Origin of the sequence: Psychromicrobium xiongbiense, assembly GCF_030271165.1 — a bacterium.
Lineage (GTDB): Bacteria > Actinomycetota > Actinomycetes > Actinomycetales > Micrococcaceae > Renibacterium > Renibacterium xiongbiense.
This window is the reverse complement of record NZ_JASSZH010000009.1, coordinates 88801-102883: the sequence shown is the minus strand read 5'-3', so window position 1 is coordinate 102883 and position 14083 is coordinate 88801. Positions and strand designations below refer to the sequence as shown.

Genomic DNA, 14083 nt, shown 5'->3' with positions numbered 1-14083 from the left:
GAATTCAGTTCCCTGCTTTCGGCAGTGAGACGATCACCGATTCGAGTGCGGCGACGCCCGCCGCCCGGTCGGTCAGGTGCAGACGCAGCACCGGACGGCCATGAGCGGCCAGCACCTGGGCATCGCCTGCGGCCTGGGCTTCAATGAGCTGCCCGAAGCTGAACGGGCGATCGGGGATCTGCAGGTCCTCTGCCGGTGCGGCGGTGATCTGCAGATAAACGCCGATGCCGGGGCCGCCCTTGTGGAACTGTCCGGTCGAGTGCAGGAACCGCGGTCCCCAGCCGAAGGTGACCGGCCGACCGGTCTCAGCGGCCAGGCTGTCGCGGATCTCGGCAAAGGAGGCGTACCCGATCCGGTCGAAGTATGCTTGAACGCTCAGGTAGCCGTCGGCGCCCAACTGGGCGAAGAGCGCCTCCAGCGCCTCAGGGACCGTGCTGGCTGAACCCAGCCAGTCGGAACCTTCGGGCAGAGCACGGACCTCGATCACGCCATCGGTGAAGGCCGCGGACACTGGCTCGGGGCGGGCGTCCAACAAGCCGCGTGCAGCGACCTTCGCAGCTTCGACATCGGGCTGGTCGAAGGGGTTGATGCCCAGCAGACGACCTGCCACCGCCGTGGCGAACTCCCAGAGCATGAGCTGCGAGCCCAGATCGCCGGAGAGGACGACCTGGTTTGGGCCAGCCTCCACCTCGGCATCAGAGGCCACCAGCCGGACGACGAGGACGTCATCGGGCTGGTTGATCACCTCGGGGGAGCCGGGATCGGCCACGACCGGCAGAAGGCCGGTGCTGTCCTTGCCCGTCGACTCAGCAATGAGCTGCTCGGCCCAGTCCGCAAAGCCCACGATGCCGGAGCCCTCGTCGACGATCACGATCTTGTTCCGCAGCGGGGAGGTGCCACCCAGGGCACTGCCGAGCTCGAGGCCGATATTGTCCTCGGCATCATCGCGAAGCACCTCAGCAGCCTCATCGGCAGCATCGAGGAGCGCCTGGATGTCCACACCCGCGAGGCCCGAAGGCACCAGGCCGAAAGCGGTCAGCGCAGAGTAACGGCCGCCCACATTCGGGTCGGCGTTGAACACCGCACGGTAGCCGGCCTCACGGGCGAAGGCGTCGAGCGGCGAACCGGGATCGGTCACCACCACGATGCGGCTCTTCGCATCGATGCCGGCAGCAGTGAACTCCTGCTCAAAGATCCGACGCTGAGAATCCGTTTCCAGCGTGGAGCCCGATTTTGAGGAGACCACCAATGCGGACTCAGCGAGTCGGTCTGCGATGGCGGCACGTACCTGATCGGGGTCGGTCGAGTCCAGGACCGTGAGCTCAACCCCGGCGGTTGCGGTGATGACCTCGGGAGCCAGAGAGGAACCACCCATGCCGGCGAGCACAATGTGGTTCACGCCCTCGGCCAGAAAGGCCTCGCGCAGGGCCGCGATCTGGGGGACCAGAGGCGCCGAGACCTCGGCGGCCTCGACCCAGCCGAGGCGGATTGCCGACTCGGACTCGGCCGCGAGGCCCCACAGGGTGGCGTCCTTGGCGAAGATCCTCGAGGCAATCTGATCCGCGACCAGGGCCGGGACATGAGCAGCGGCAGCAGCCTCAGCGGCACCGGTGGCCAGATAGGACAGGCTGGTCATGGGTATCAGGCTCCTTCTGCTGCGGTGCGGGCGTTGTCCAGAGCGGCCTGCAGGTCAGCCAGCAGTTCTTTCCAGCTGCTGACGAACTTGTCCAGACCTTCGGTTTCCAGAACCGCGACCACGTCGTTGTAGGAAATGCCGATGGCGTCGAGCGCATCCAGCACGGCGTTCGACTCCTCATAGGTGCCGTCGATCGTGTTCCCGGTGATCACGCCGTGGTCGAAGACGGCATCGAGCGTCTTCTCCGGCATAGTGTTCACCTCTTGCGGGGCCACCAGCTCGGTGACGTACAGGGTGTCCGGGTAGGCCGGATCCTTGACGCCCGTGGAGGCCCAGAGCGGACGCTGCGGCAGGGCGCCGGCCTCGGCCAGCAGGGCCCAGCGCTCGGTGGAGAACTGCTCCTCGAACACCTGGTAGGCCAGGCGGGCATTGGCGACGCCAGCCTTGCCCTTGAGTGCCTTGGCCTCCTCGGTGCCGATCGCGTCGAGCCGTTTGTCGATCTCGGTGTCCACACGGGAGACGAAGAAGGAGGCCACCGAGTGAATGGTGGACAGATCGTGGCCGTTGGCCTTCGCCTTCTCCAGACCCAGCAGGAAGGCATTGATCACGGCGCGGTAGCGCTCCAACGAGAAGATCAGGGTGACGTTGACGCTGATGCCGGCCGCCAGGGTCTCGGTGATGGCTTCGAGGCCCTCGATGGTCGCGGGGATCTTGATGTGCACATTGGATTTGTCCACGGCAGCGTAGAGGCGAGCGGCCTCGGCGATGGTGCCGGCCGTGTCCCAGGCCTTACGGGGGTCGACCTCGATGGAGACCCGGCCGTCAACACCGTTCGTCGCCGCGGCGATAGGGGCGAAGACGTCACAGGCGTTGGCGACGTCCTGGGTGGTGATGGCGAAGACAGCCTCTTCGACATCGGCGCCCTCGGCGGCCAGCGCGGCGATCTGCTCGTTGTAGGCGGAGCCCTTGGTGATGGCGGCCTGGAAAATGGAGGGGTTGGTGGTCACACCAACGACGTTCTTGGTCTCGATGAGCTCCACCAGATTGCCACTGGTGAGGCGGTCACGGGAAAGGTCATCGAGCCAGATGGAAACTCCGGCGTCCGAGAGGGCCTGGGTGGGGGTGGTCATTGCTTGCTCTCCTTCGATGGATGAACCAGTGACAAGGACCCGCCTGTCAGAACAGTGCGGGTCCTTGTGCCTGGTTCAGGATGCTGCGTTGATGGATTCCTGGGCTGCGTCGGCCACGGCCTCCGCGGTGATGCCGAACTCGCGGTAAAGGCGCAGGTAGTCGGCGGATGCGCCGAAGTGTTCCAGTGAAATGGAACGGCCTGCGTCACCGAGGAATTCCCGCCAGGGCATGGCGATACCGGCTTCGACCGAGACGCGCGCCTTGATGGCTGCCGGCAGAACCGACTCACGGTACTCGGCGTCCTGGCGGTGGAACCACTCGACCGAGGGCATCGAGATCACGCGGGCGGCGATGCCCTGTTCAGCGAGGGCTTCGCGGGCCTCGACAGCCAGCTGAACCTCGGAACCGGTGGCGATCAGCAGCACATCAGCGGTGACCACCTCGCCATCGCGAACGGCCTCAGCCAGAACGTAGCCGCCACGCAGCACACCCTCGGCAGAGCCGAACTCAGTGGCGGTGGCCCCACCGGCGCCGCGGGCGTAGGTGGGGATGTTCTGACGGGTCAGCACGATGCCGGCCGGGTTCTGACGGTTCTCCAGAATGCCACGCCAGGCCTGAGCGACCTCATTGGCATCACCGGGGCGCACGACGTCGAGCCCCGGGATGGCGCGCAGGCTGGCCAGTTGCTCCACCGGCTGGTGCGTCGGGCCGTCCTCACCCAGGCCGATGGAGTCGTGCGTCCAGACGTAGATGCTGGGCACGCCCATCAGCGCGCTGAGCCGGATCGCCGGGCGCTGGTAGTCGGAGAAGATCAGGAAGGTGCCGGAGAAAGCGCGGGTCGGCCCGTCCAGGTGGATGCCGTTGACGATGGCGGCCGCAGCATGCTCTCGGATGCCGAAGTGCAGCACGCGCCCATAGGGGTTTCCGCTCCAGGAGCTGGTCTGGCGCTCTGCGGGAATGAAGGACGGAGCGCCTTCAATCGTGGTGTTGTTCGACTCGGCGAGGTCGCAGGAGCCACCCCAGAGTTCCGGCAGCACCGGCGCGACGGCGTTGATGACCTTGCCGGAAGCCGCGCGGGTGGAGACGGCCTTGCCTGCCTCGAACTCGGGCAGGCTGGCGGTCCAGTCCTCCGGCAGGGTACCGGCGTCCAGGCGCGCCAGAAGCTCGGCGCGGTCGGGGTGAGCGGCCTTCCAGGCGTCCAGCTGGACATTCCAGGCGGCGTGTTCCTCCACCCCGCGCTCGACGACCTGGCGGGCGTGAGCCAGCACGGCGTCATCGACGTCGAAGGACTTCTCCGGGTCAAAACCCAGGACCGTCTTGAGGGCCGCGAGTTCCTCGGCACCCAGAGCGGAGCCATGGATCTTGCCGGTATTCTGCTTGGTCGGCGAAGGCCAGCCGATGATGGTGCGCAGGGCGATGATGGAAGGCTTGCTGGTCTCTGCCTTCGCCGCGATCAGGGCGTTGTACAGGGCTGCCACGTCTTCGACGTATTCACCGGTGGCGGTCCAGTCCACGCGCTGCACGTGCCAGCCGTACGCCTCGTAGCGCTTAAGGACGTCCTCGGAGTAGGCGATATCGGTATCGTCTTCGATCGAGATGTGGTTCTGGTCGTACAGCACGACCAGGTTGCCCAACTGCTGGTGCCCGGCGAGCGAGGAGGCCTCGCTCGTCACGCCTTCCTGGAGGTCGCCATCGGAGGCGATGACCCAGATGTTGTGGTCGAAGGGGCTCGTGCCGGCGGGTGCGTCGGCGTCGAACATTCCGCGCATCCGGCGCTGCGAGTAGGCGAAGCCCACGGAGGAGGCGAGACCCTGGCCGAGCGGACCGGTGGTGATCTCCACACCCCTGGTGTGCTTGTACTCGGGGTGACCGGGAGTCAGCGACCCCCAGGTGCGCAGGCCCTCGAGGTCGCTCAATTCCAGACCGTAACCAGAGAGGAAGAGCTGGATGTACAGCGTCAGCGAGCTGTGTCCGGGGGAGAGGATGAAGCGGTCACGACCGGCCCACAGCGGATCCGTGGGATCGTGGCGGAGCAACTTCTGGAAGATCAGGTAGGCAGCTGGTGCCAGGCTGATAGCGGTTCCCGGGTGACCGTTTCCAACCTTCTGCACTGCGTCAGCAGCCAGCACGCGCACGGTGTCGACAGCGCGTCGGTCTTCAGCGGTCCACGTAAATTCTTGTTCTTGCGGCACGGTAGAGCGCCCTCTCTGTAGTGATCGTAGAGTCCTGGCCCGCAATCAGCTTAGTGCCTTCACCCATGGTGCTATCGAACCGGCCACCGCGATGCGCGTCACAGAAGTATCCGCTACCGGACATGAGGAGAAATAATGAGAGATATGCCTATGCCAACGACCGAGCTGACACCCTGGAGCGCCCGCATCGGCTGGTCCGATCTACCGGAGCAGGTCCGCTCCGGCGTCGAGCAGATTCTGGGCGCGTCGGTGGTGGAGGCTACGGGTCAGCAGGGCGGATTTTCTCCGGGAACGGCAGACCGGGTACGGACCGCCACGGGGCGACGTGCCTTTGTCAAAGCGGTCAGCGCCGCCCTGAACTCCAGCTCTCCGGAGATTCACCGGAAGGAAGCGGCCGTGACTGCCCAGCTGCCGCTCAGCCTCCCGGTGGCGCACTGGATCGGGATGTTCGATGACGGCGAGTGGGTGGCGTTGGTGCTCGAGGACATCGAGGGTCGCTCCCCGCAGACTCCATGGCAGAGCGCCGAGCTGCAGCTGGTCCTTGAGGCACTTCTGGAGATTGCCGAAGCACCCGTCCCGGTCGGGTCGGTTTTCCAGCGGGGACTTACCCAGCTGCCTCGCCTGGAGGAGGAACTCCGGGAGTCCTTCGCGGGGTGGACCCGGCTCAAGGAAGCGTCCTTCCCGGTCTCTGACCCGTGGGCGGCCCGGCATCTGGACCGGCTGGAAGAACTCGCAGCTCGTGGACTGAGCTACCTGCCAGGGGAATCGCTGGTGCACACCGATGTGCGGGCCGACAATATTCTGCTGATTGCAGACGCTGATGCTGCTGGCTCCGCAGGAGGGGTGCAGCAGGCGGACCGTGCGGTTCTGGTCGACTGGCCGTGGGCTTGCCACGGTGTGTCCTGGATGGATGCACTGACCTTGCTGGTGAATGTGCGCGTCTTTGATCCCGCCTTTGACGTGGAGGAGGTGCTGGCTTCGCACCCGGTCTTTGCTCCGGCCACGGACGATGGCGTCAGTGCCGTACTGGCGGGTCTGGCCGCCTACCTTGTTGACGCGGCCCGGCTGCCAGCCCCGGAAGGTCTGCCCACCCTGCGATCCTTCCAACAGCGTCAGGGCGAAGCGATTCTGGCCTGGCTGCGTGAACGGACCGACTGGTAGTTCCGCTGGTCAACCGCCGGGCTACGTCGATCGATGACGCAGGGTGAAGCCATAAATGAGAAGTGCTCCTACCGCACACAGCTGGAGTGAGCCCAGCGCTAGACAAAGCCAGCGCACGTCCGGAGAAGCCGCAAAGAAGAAGGCGGCAAGCGCTAGTCCTATCACCAAGGCCAGGCACGTTCCTGCGGCCGCACTGGTCCTGTTCTCCTGTGCTGTTGGTTGGCCGGGGGTACCTTCCTTCCTCAACCTGTGTTGCCATGCGCTAGTCGCGACAATGACTATCACCGCTCCGACAAAGAAGACAGGGCTCCACCAGGGCTGTTCCTCGATGAAACTCAAGGGAACAACTAAAGTAGCGACAGCTATGAAGACGGAAATAACAGCGACCGGTGCGATCTGTAACCTCATGGCGCGCTCCAAATATCGTAGAAAACCATTGTCCGGTTAATGACAGTTTCCACCTGAGTAGCTTACGGGGAAAGTTGCGCCGAGAATTCCTCCGGGAATATTTCTTCGAATCCCAAAACATTCGCCGCGATTGTAAGCGTCCGTAGCCACACTCAGAGCGATTGCGAGATCGAGTCCGCAGGCAAATCCGACTGCCCAGTTGAATGCCGCGCATCCGCCGGTGACCGCAGTCAGTATGGTGTTGAAGCCGCCATTTTTGATGTAAGCGGTCTCGTCTCGGTTCCATTCCATCGTGCAGAACAGCCAATCGCAGGCAAGTTCCGGGTCTGCTGTCACGGGGTATGAGTTTGTCGAAGAATGCTGAACCACTTGCACGAGGTGGCCGTCGCGGAGTGTATAGAGGGAGGGTACCGCGTGTCCCTTGGCGTCTAGCGCCCACGCCGGATTGACGATATTCACCATGTTTCCGGAGAGGTCGGTGACCTCAACCTTTCCATCGTTGAGGATTTTCAGCCCTGCCGGGGTCCCGTCAACTTCTATTGAGAATTCGTATTCCGTTGGCGCCGAATCCGAGCCAATCACCACGTAGCCAGCGGCATGCGTATTCGAGGAGTGGGCAAGCACCACATCGAATCCGCTGTTCGCTTTGCCTGAAAGTCCGACCACTCCGTTTGAGTTTATGCCGTGATAAGAGACGCCTGGTGTGGAGGACCTTAGGGTAAGTTTCCGCCCCGAGGAAGACTGGAGGGCGACCGTGCCAGTTGTGGCATCCAACGACGTAGATGACGAGTCGGAAGAGCCGTCGGCAGCAGCTGTGCGGCTTGCCAACCGCATTGGATACAGTGAGTCGTTGCCAGTCAGATGTGCAGCCTGCATGACGATCGAGAGGGGATCTGCTTCCTTGGCCTGCAAGCCAAGGGATTGCTGAACGGAGGCTGCTGGTCGATTCTCGGCGGCATTCGCGGGCTGAGCGAATCCAGCAGCGAGGGCAATTGCTGCTACTGAGGACAGGATGATGATCGGTCTGGAAACCATCATGATTGGGACCTTCCTGGTGGCGGAGAGGAGAGCGGAATCTGGTGGTGCTCTAGCTGAACCTCATTTCTGGAGATCCCGGAACGTGCATCGGATGAACTGCCAAGTGAAAAATGGTGTCTGGGTTTCAACGCTACAAGGCCTGCCTCCACCTCGTCTGGACAACTGTTAAGGGAATGCCAGCGGGGCTGTCAGGTAGGGCGCAGATGCCCGAGTGGATGGACAATAACGCCGTGGCCAGCGAACACAGGTCGCTGGCCACGATCGACTGAGACACCTTGTCTTACCGAGACACTCAGTGGATCCTCGGTCGAGGAGGTCTACCCGACTGAATTTTCAGCTGCGTAGAATTCAGTTGGGTAGAATAGGGCAGGAATGTCACTGGGCCGAACCGATGACCGATCGTGTCAGAAGTGAGTTCTCAGGGGGGCGCCCGGCAGGGGCGCGATAACAGTCAGGGAAAAAGGTAACGGTGCGTACAACGCCAAAGCAGGTAGCCACACCTGAGCAGGGGACCACTTCGGAGCTGCTGGATCCACAGCACAGCGGGGACCAGGTCCAGAACCTCGCTTCTGTGCGCGTACCCCTGGGCTTCCGAGCCAAAGCTAAGGCCTACTTTGCGCTGACCAAGCCGCGCGTCATCGAACTTCTGCTGGTCACCACGCTGCCCACCATGATCTTTGCTGGCCGGTCATTCCCTGACATCTGGCTGATTCTGGCCACCATGATCGGTGGAGCCTTTGCTGCGGGCTCGGCGGGTGCCTTCAACTGTTATATCGACCGTGACATTGACAAGGTGATGCACCGTACCTCCAACCGGCCGCTGGTCACCGGAGCGGTGAGCCCGCGCGAGGCGCTGGTGTTTTCCTGGACCCTGGGAATCATCGCTATCGCGATTCTGTGGTTCGGCGCCAACCCGCTGGCGGGACTGCTGGGCGCCCTGGCGATTTTTTTCTACGTGGTCATCTACACGCTGGTGCTCAAGCGCCGTACAGCCCAGAACATCGTCTGGGGCGGCGCCGCTGGGTGCATGCCCGTGCTGATTGCCTGGGCTGCGGTGACGAACACCGTGCAGTGGCCCGCCGTCATCCTCTTCATGGTGATCTTCCTCTGGACGCCGCCGCACTACTGGCCGCTGTCCATGCGATACAGCGAGGATTACACTGCCGCCAAGGTGCCGATGCTCGGTGCTGTGGCGGGAGCGCGAATCGTCTCTGTGCAGGTGGTGCTCTACGCCTGGGCCATGGTGGTGTGCTCGTTGCTGATGATCCCGCTTGGCCACGCCGGCATCGTCTACACGGCCGTTGCCGTGGGTGCCGGGGTGTGGTTCCTGGTACAGGCCCACCAGCTGCACTCCACGGCGCAGCACAACACGGTGACCAATAAGGGCGCCATGAAGGTCTTCCACGGCTCCATCAGTTACCTGACCCTGCTGTTCCTGGCGCTTGCGGTGGATCCATTCATCGGGCTGCCGTTGATGGGCTGATCCCGCGCTACCGGTTCGGCCTCGGCAGCGTCGAGGTTTTAAGCACTTACTGAGTAGATCGCATGGACAGCCCCCCGCGAATTCAGCGAATTCCTGGCTCAGGGGGCAGCTAAATGCTTAGAACCTTGACAAGGTTCCACAGCATCAAAGGCCTGATCTAACGGCGAGCTCAGCGGCGTCCGCGCAGGGCGACGTCTGCGATGTTCGTCCCGGCGGCCAGCAAGGCGGCAGCCCCTACCATATGCATCCCCACCAGAAGCGGCGGAAGGCCGGTGAAGTGCTGGGTGTAGCCGATGACGGCCTGCACCACGACGGCGGCCAGCAGCCACAGCGTGGCAGCGCGCAGTTGGTCCGCCCGGCCCCGACGCCAGCACAGCGCCACCAGAAGAACGGTGACGGCCACGAGCAGATAGACCGGAAGCACGTGGATCCGGGTGATCAGATCCGGGTCAAGGCCATTACGCGGAGCCTGCGCATCGCCGGCATGCGGGCCCGCACCGGTGACGCTCACTCCCAGCATCACGGCCAGACCGACCAGGATGGCGGCCACCAGGCTGAGCTGCTTCAACAGCGGGCGCACCGCCGGCTGGCCCGCGAACGGCCGGTCATAGGCGCGGTTGACCAGCAGCATCGAAAAGACCACCAGAGCTGCGGAGACCAGGAAGTGAAGGCCCACCACCCAGGGGTTGAGGTTGCTCAGCACGGTGATGCCGCCGATGACGGCCTGGGCCGGGATGCTGGCGAGCAGGCCGAAGGCGAGCCAGAACATGTCCTTGCGTTCCTTGCGCAGATTCCACAGGCACACCAGCATGAGGGCCGCGACCACGGCTAACACGAAGGTCAGTGTCCGGTTGCCGAACTCGATGATGCCGTGAATGCCCATCTCGGGGGTGTTGACCAGCGAACCTGCAGTGCATTTGGGCCAGGTGGGGCAGCCCAGGCCAGAGGCCGTGAGCCGAACGGCACCCCCGGTGCCGATCAGCACACTCTGGCCAATCAGCGAGGCGACGGCCAGCCGGCGAATCGTGGGGGTGATGCTGGTAGGCAGTTTGGCTGCCAGCTCGGTGACCAGCGACCTGAACCGGCCTGCAAAACCGGATTTTTCGGTGGAACTCATCGCAAACTCTTCCTCAACTCCAGCGGAACCATTTAATCGCGCCCAGCGTGGCCAGAACCGCCCAGACCAGCAGCACCACAAAACCCCACAGATCGAACCTTCCTTCCACGAAGGCAGCCCGGAGAGCATCGCCGAGCGCGCCCGAGGGTAGGAAGTGCACAACATCGCGCATCAGCCCTGGCGCCTGACTGGAGGGGAGTGCGATGCCGCCGAGCGCACCGAACAGAATCCACAATAGGTTGGTCACCGCCAGGGTGGCTTCGGGGCGAAGCGTCCCGGCAACCAGCAGGCCGAGTGAGGCGAAACTTAACGCCCCCAGGATGAGCAGCGGAAGGCCGAGGAGGACGCCGCCGGGCTGAGGCTGCCATCCCAGGAAACCGGCCACCACGCTGATCACCACAACCTGTAGCGCCAGCACCACGAGGACGGCGATGACCTTGCCCGCGATGAGGCCGGTCTTGCCCAGCGGTGTGGTTGAAAGGAATCTCAGCACCCCGTAGCGGCGGTCGAAGCCGGTCGCGATGCCTTGTCCGGTGAAGGCCGTGGACAGGGCGCAGAGCGCCAGGATACCCGGGGTTGCCACGTTGATCCGGCTGCCGCCGAGGCCGTCCAGCAGGGGAGTGACTACCAGTGCCACCAGACCCAGAAGAGGCAAGACGATGGCCAGGACCAACTGCTCGCCGTTGCGCAGCATGGTCAGACTCTCAAAGCGCGCCTGGCGGGCAATCCGGGTGGCCAGCGAGGCCGCACGGAGAGTGGAGCCGGTCTCTGCGGGAGCTGACGGGGTCATCATGAAGCTCCTTGAGGGTCCATCGAGGCATTCGGATCTGATCCCGGCCCCTCGGGTGAACGATGGGTGGCGATCTGCAGGAACACCTCTTCCAGCGTGGGCTCCGACAGTGCGAGCGAGGTGGGCATGAGCCCTTCAGCGAGCCACCAGGAGGTCAACTCGGCCAGGTCGTGAGGGCCGATCTTTCCCTGGAGAGTGAAATGGCCAGGCTGTGGTTCCTCGAGCCGGAGGCCGGAGCGCCGCATCGCCGCCAGCACGGCCGCTGTTTCGTTCGGAGTGGAGGGCAGATCGAAGGAGAGGGTCCTGGTTTCCTCGGAGCGGGCGGCTGCGGCCAGCAGATCAGGCACCGTGCCCTGGGCGACGGTGCGTCCCTGATCGATGATGTACACCTGATCCGCCAGCCGCTGGGCGTCATCGAGCAGGTGAGTGGTCAGGACGATGGCCATTCCTTCATCGCGCAGCCGTCGGATCAGATCCAGGACCAATTGACGGGACTGGGGGTCGAGGCCCGCGCTGGGCTCATCGAGGAAGACGATCTCTGGCCGGCCCAGCAGTGCGGCGGCCAGTGCGACACGCTGGCGCTGCCCGCCGGAGAGTCGGCGAATCGTGGTCCGGTCAAAATCGTTCAGCTGGAGGAGCTGCGCCAGATCCTCCACCGGCCAGGGATTGCGGTACATACCGGCCACATGATGCAGCAGTGCCAGCGGGCGCATGGCAGGGGGCAGGCCGCCGTCCTGAAGCATGACGCCCACGCGGGCTCTGAGTTCGGCATCGGCGTGTTCAGGGTCCTGGCCCAGCAGAGTGACCGTTCCACCCTGGCGTGAGGTGAGGCCCTGGACGCATTCCAGAGTGGTGGTCTTGCCCGCCCCGTTGGAGCCGAGCAACACCGTGACTTCGCCAAAATTCGCGGTCAGGGAGACATCGCTGACCACCCGTTTCATCCGCCCATCGAGCGCGGGGACCGGTCCAACGTCTTTGACCAGGCCAACAACTTGCAGGGCGGGGGCGGTGGGCACCCAGCTATTCTACGACATGTAGTACGACTGACTGTCGGAGCCTGCTGACATACTGAGGCTCATGCGCCTTTCGCGAATACTGCCGATTCTGCTGGTGACCACTCTGACCGCGCTGGGCGTTTCTGCCTGCCAGGCGCCGGACAACAGCGCGCACGATGCCGCCGTGAAACTGGCCGATGGCCTGAGCTCGGCCGACCTCAGTGCGGTCTCGCTCAGCGGTGGCACCCCGGCTCAGGCGAATACCGCCCTGACGGCACTGCTGAAGCCACTCAATGGCATCAGACCGGCCGTCGCAGTCGGCGATGTCAAGGTCTCCTCTGACTCCAAGGACTCCGCCACGGCACAACTGAATGTCACCTGGGATCTGGCCGGGGTTCCGTGGACCTACCCCACCACCGCAGCCCTGAGCAGGAGCAACGGCGTCTGGTCGACGCCCTGGTCGCTGCAGTTGTTGTTGCCCGGTTTCAAGGACGGGGACGTCCTGGCGCTGACCACCCGGCAGGCACCCAGAGGCCAGATCCTCGGCGATGGCGGTCAGGCCATCGTGCAGGACCGGCCGGTGGTCCATGTGGGCATCGACAAGACCAGGGTCGATGCGGCCGCCCAGGATGCCTCGGCGCGAGCGTTGGCGGCTCTGGCTCAGCTGGACCCGGATGCCTACGCCAAACAGGTCGCCGCCTCGGGTCCGCAGGCCTTCGTGGAGGCGGTGACGCTTCGCGACGATGCCGCACGCACCCCTAATGACGCGCAGATTGCCGCCGTAACCGGTGCCGTCGCCATCAAGGACACACTGCCGCTGGCTCCCAGCCGGGATTTTGCCCGACCCATTCTGGGTTCGGTGGGGGAGCCCAGCGCGGAGCAGATCCAGAAGTCCGGCGGCAAGCTCAAACAGGGCGAGCTCACTGGACTGGCGGGTCTGCAGGCCCAGTACAACGACCTGCTCAGTGGTACTAACGGGGTGGTGCTGGTGGAGAAGGACCCAGCAGCTCCGGCCGGTCAGGCACCGCGCACGCTGTTCACCACCGACCCGAAAACCGGCGGCAATCTCAAGACCACGCTGAATATCAATATGCAGACTCTGGCGGAATCACTGCTCCAGAGCACCACTTCGCCCTCGGCGATCGTGGCGTTGCGCCCATCGACCGGGGCCATTGTGGCGGCCGCTTCCGGCCCGGCGAGCAAGGGCTACAACACGGCTTTTCTTGGTCAGTATGCTCCAGGCTCAACCTTCAAGACTGCCACCTCCCTGGGATTGCTGCGCAAGGGCTTGACGCCGGACAGCACGGTGGCATGCACCGCCTCGGTGACCGCGGGCGGCACGGTGTTCAAGAACGCTCCCGAGTATTCGGCCAGCAATGAAGGGCAGATCCCGCTGCGGCTCGCTTTTGCTCACTCCTGCAATACCGCCTTTGTGGCCAGCGCCGGAACTCTGAGCCAGAATGACATCACCGCGGCTGCGGCCAGTCTGGGCATCGGCGTTGCCCAGGATATCGGCACCGACAGTTTTGACGGCAGCGTCCCCACCACGGTGACCGATGCCGAGCATGCGGCCTCGATGATCGGCCAGGGCAAAGTTCTGGTGTCACCACTCGGGATGGCGAATGTAGCTGCCACCGTTTCGCACGGTTCACTGGTGGCGCCTTGGCTGGTGGATAAGTCCACGCCGAAGCCCGGCCAGGCCGCTGCTGCCAGTGGCACGTCCAGCTCGAGTGCAGGCCCCAGTACCAGCAGCAGCGCCACGCCGTCCGGAGCGGCGGCCAGCGCTTCTTCCAGCTCGAGTGCCACCGCGCAGCAGAGCCCGCCTGCTCCGCTGACGGCTGCTGAGGCCGCCTCTCTGAAGGACTTGATGGGTGCGGTGGTCAACGACGGCGGCGCACCCTTTCTGAAGAATCTTCCTGGCGGCGCGGTGATCGCCAAAACCGGTACGGCCGAGTATGGGAATGAGGTCCCGCCTAAGACTCACGCCTGGCTGATCGCCGCTCAGGGGGACCTGGCGGTGGCGGTTTTTGTGGAGGACGGTGGGTATGGTGCGCTGACCAGCGGTCCGATCCTGACAAAATTCCTCAACGGCGTGGCCGCACAGGGCTAGCACAGAGGCTGCCCTTACTAGT

Annotated in this window: 10 protein-coding genes; 3 read left to right on the top strand and 7 right to left on the bottom strand. The window is 64.2% G+C overall.

The annotated features are described in order from the left end of the window. Positions 1–4 precede the first annotated feature (4 nt). The 3 genes from QQM37_RS03135 to tkt all read right to left on the bottom strand — a co-directional run bounded on the left by QQM37_RS03135 (position 5) and on the right by tkt (position 4959). Positions 5–1636 (bottom strand): glucose-6-phosphate isomerase, encoded by a 1632-nt coding sequence (locus QQM37_RS03135; RefSeq protein ID WP_285724913.1) that lies wholly within the window; start codon positions 1634–1636, stop codon positions 5–7. Positions 1637–1641: 5 nt separating this feature from the next. Continuing rightward, the gene (gene tal, locus QQM37_RS03130) at positions 1642–2766 is read right to left on the bottom strand and encodes a transaldolase (protein ID WP_285724911.1); all 1125 of its coding nucleotides are present in this window, start codon (positions 2764–2766) and stop codon (positions 1642–1644) included. A gap of 75 nt (positions 2767–2841) precedes the next feature. Then, complete coding sequence (gene tkt, locus QQM37_RS03125) at positions 2842–4959, bottom strand: transketolase (RefSeq protein WP_285724910.1); 2118 nt, start codon at positions 4957–4959, stop codon at positions 2842–2844. 144 nt (positions 4960–5103) lie between these two features. Here tkt and QQM37_RS03120 point away from each other — a divergent pair, with 144 nt between their 5' ends. After that, on the top strand, positions 5104–6120 hold the full coding sequence (locus tag QQM37_RS03120) for a phosphotransferase (RefSeq protein ID WP_285724908.1): 1017 nt from the start codon (positions 5104–5106) through the stop codon (positions 6118–6120). A 444-nt stretch (positions 6121–6564) separates the two neighbouring features. Here QQM37_RS03120 and QQM37_RS03115 read toward each other — a convergent pair whose 3' ends face one another. Then, positions 6565–7566: a hypothetical protein gene (locus QQM37_RS03115; protein ID WP_285724906.1), complete on the bottom strand. Its 1002-nt coding sequence runs from the start codon at positions 7564–7566 to the stop codon at positions 6565–6567. A gap of 571 nt (positions 7567–8137) precedes the next feature. Between QQM37_RS03115 and QQM37_RS03110 the strand changes: the two genes are divergently transcribed. After that, positions 8138–9049 carry a heme o synthase gene (locus QQM37_RS03110; protein ID WP_285725410.1) on the top strand — a complete coding sequence of 304 codons (912 nt, stop codon included), beginning with the start codon at positions 8138–8140 and terminating at the stop codon, positions 9047–9049. Positions 9050–9218: 169 nt separating this feature from the next. Here QQM37_RS03110 and QQM37_RS03105 read toward each other — a convergent pair whose 3' ends face one another. From QQM37_RS03105 to QQM37_RS03095, 3 genes are read right to left on the bottom strand one after another with little or no spacing between them, the layout of a single operon-like run. Further along, positions 9219–10166: a COX15/CtaA family protein gene (locus QQM37_RS03105; protein ID WP_285724904.1), complete on the bottom strand. Its 948-nt coding sequence runs from the start codon at positions 10164–10166 to the stop codon at positions 9219–9221. A gap of 13 nt (positions 10167–10179) precedes the next feature. Beyond that, positions 10180–10956, bottom strand: a complete 777-nt coding sequence (locus QQM37_RS03100) for an ABC transporter permease (RefSeq protein ID WP_285725409.1) — start codon at positions 10954–10956, stop codon at positions 10180–10182. Beyond that, positions 10956–11972, bottom strand: coding sequence for an ABC transporter ATP-binding protein (locus QQM37_RS03095; RefSeq protein WP_285724902.1), 1017 nt, complete (start codon positions 11970–11972; stop codon positions 10956–10958). Before QQM37_RS03095 ends, QQM37_RS03100 begins: the two co-directional genes overlap by 1 nt. 61 nt (positions 11973–12033) lie before the next feature. Here QQM37_RS03095 and QQM37_RS03090 point away from each other — a divergent pair, with 61 nt between their 5' ends. Then, a complete protein-coding gene (locus tag QQM37_RS03090) occupies positions 12034–14061 on the top strand; it encodes a penicillin-binding transpeptidase domain-containing protein (protein ID WP_285724900.1) in 2028 nt (675 codons plus the stop codon). Positions 14062–14083: the final 22 nt, after the last annotated feature.

Bases quoted from the DNA above. Each gene is read 5' to 3' on its own strand.
- QQM37_RS03100 (WP_285725409.1), bottom strand. From the start codon at position 10,956: ATGACCCCGTCAGCTCCCGCAGAGACCGGCTCCACTCTCCGTGCGGCC.
- QQM37_RS03105 (WP_285724904.1), bottom strand. From the start codon at position 10,166: ATGAGTTCCACCGAAAAATCCGGTTTTGCAGGCCGGTTCAGGTCGCTG.
- tal (WP_285724911.1), bottom strand. From the start codon at position 2,766: ATGACCACCCCCACCCAGGCCCTCTCGGACGCCGGAGTTTCCATCTGG.
- QQM37_RS03090 (WP_285724900.1), top strand. From the start codon at position 12,034: ATGCGCCTTTCGCGAATACTGCCGATTCTGCTGGTGACCACTCTGACC.
- QQM37_RS03120 (WP_285724908.1), top strand. From the start codon at position 5,104: ATGCCTATGCCAACGACCGAGCTGACACCCTGGAGCGCCCGCATCGGC.
- QQM37_RS03115 (WP_285724906.1), bottom strand. From the start codon at position 7,566: ATGATGGTTTCCAGACCGATCATCATCCTGTCCTCAGTAGCAGCAATT.
- QQM37_RS03135 (WP_285724913.1), bottom strand. From the start codon at position 1,636: ATGACCAGCCTGTCCTATCTGGCCACCGGTGCCGCTGAGGCTGCTGCC.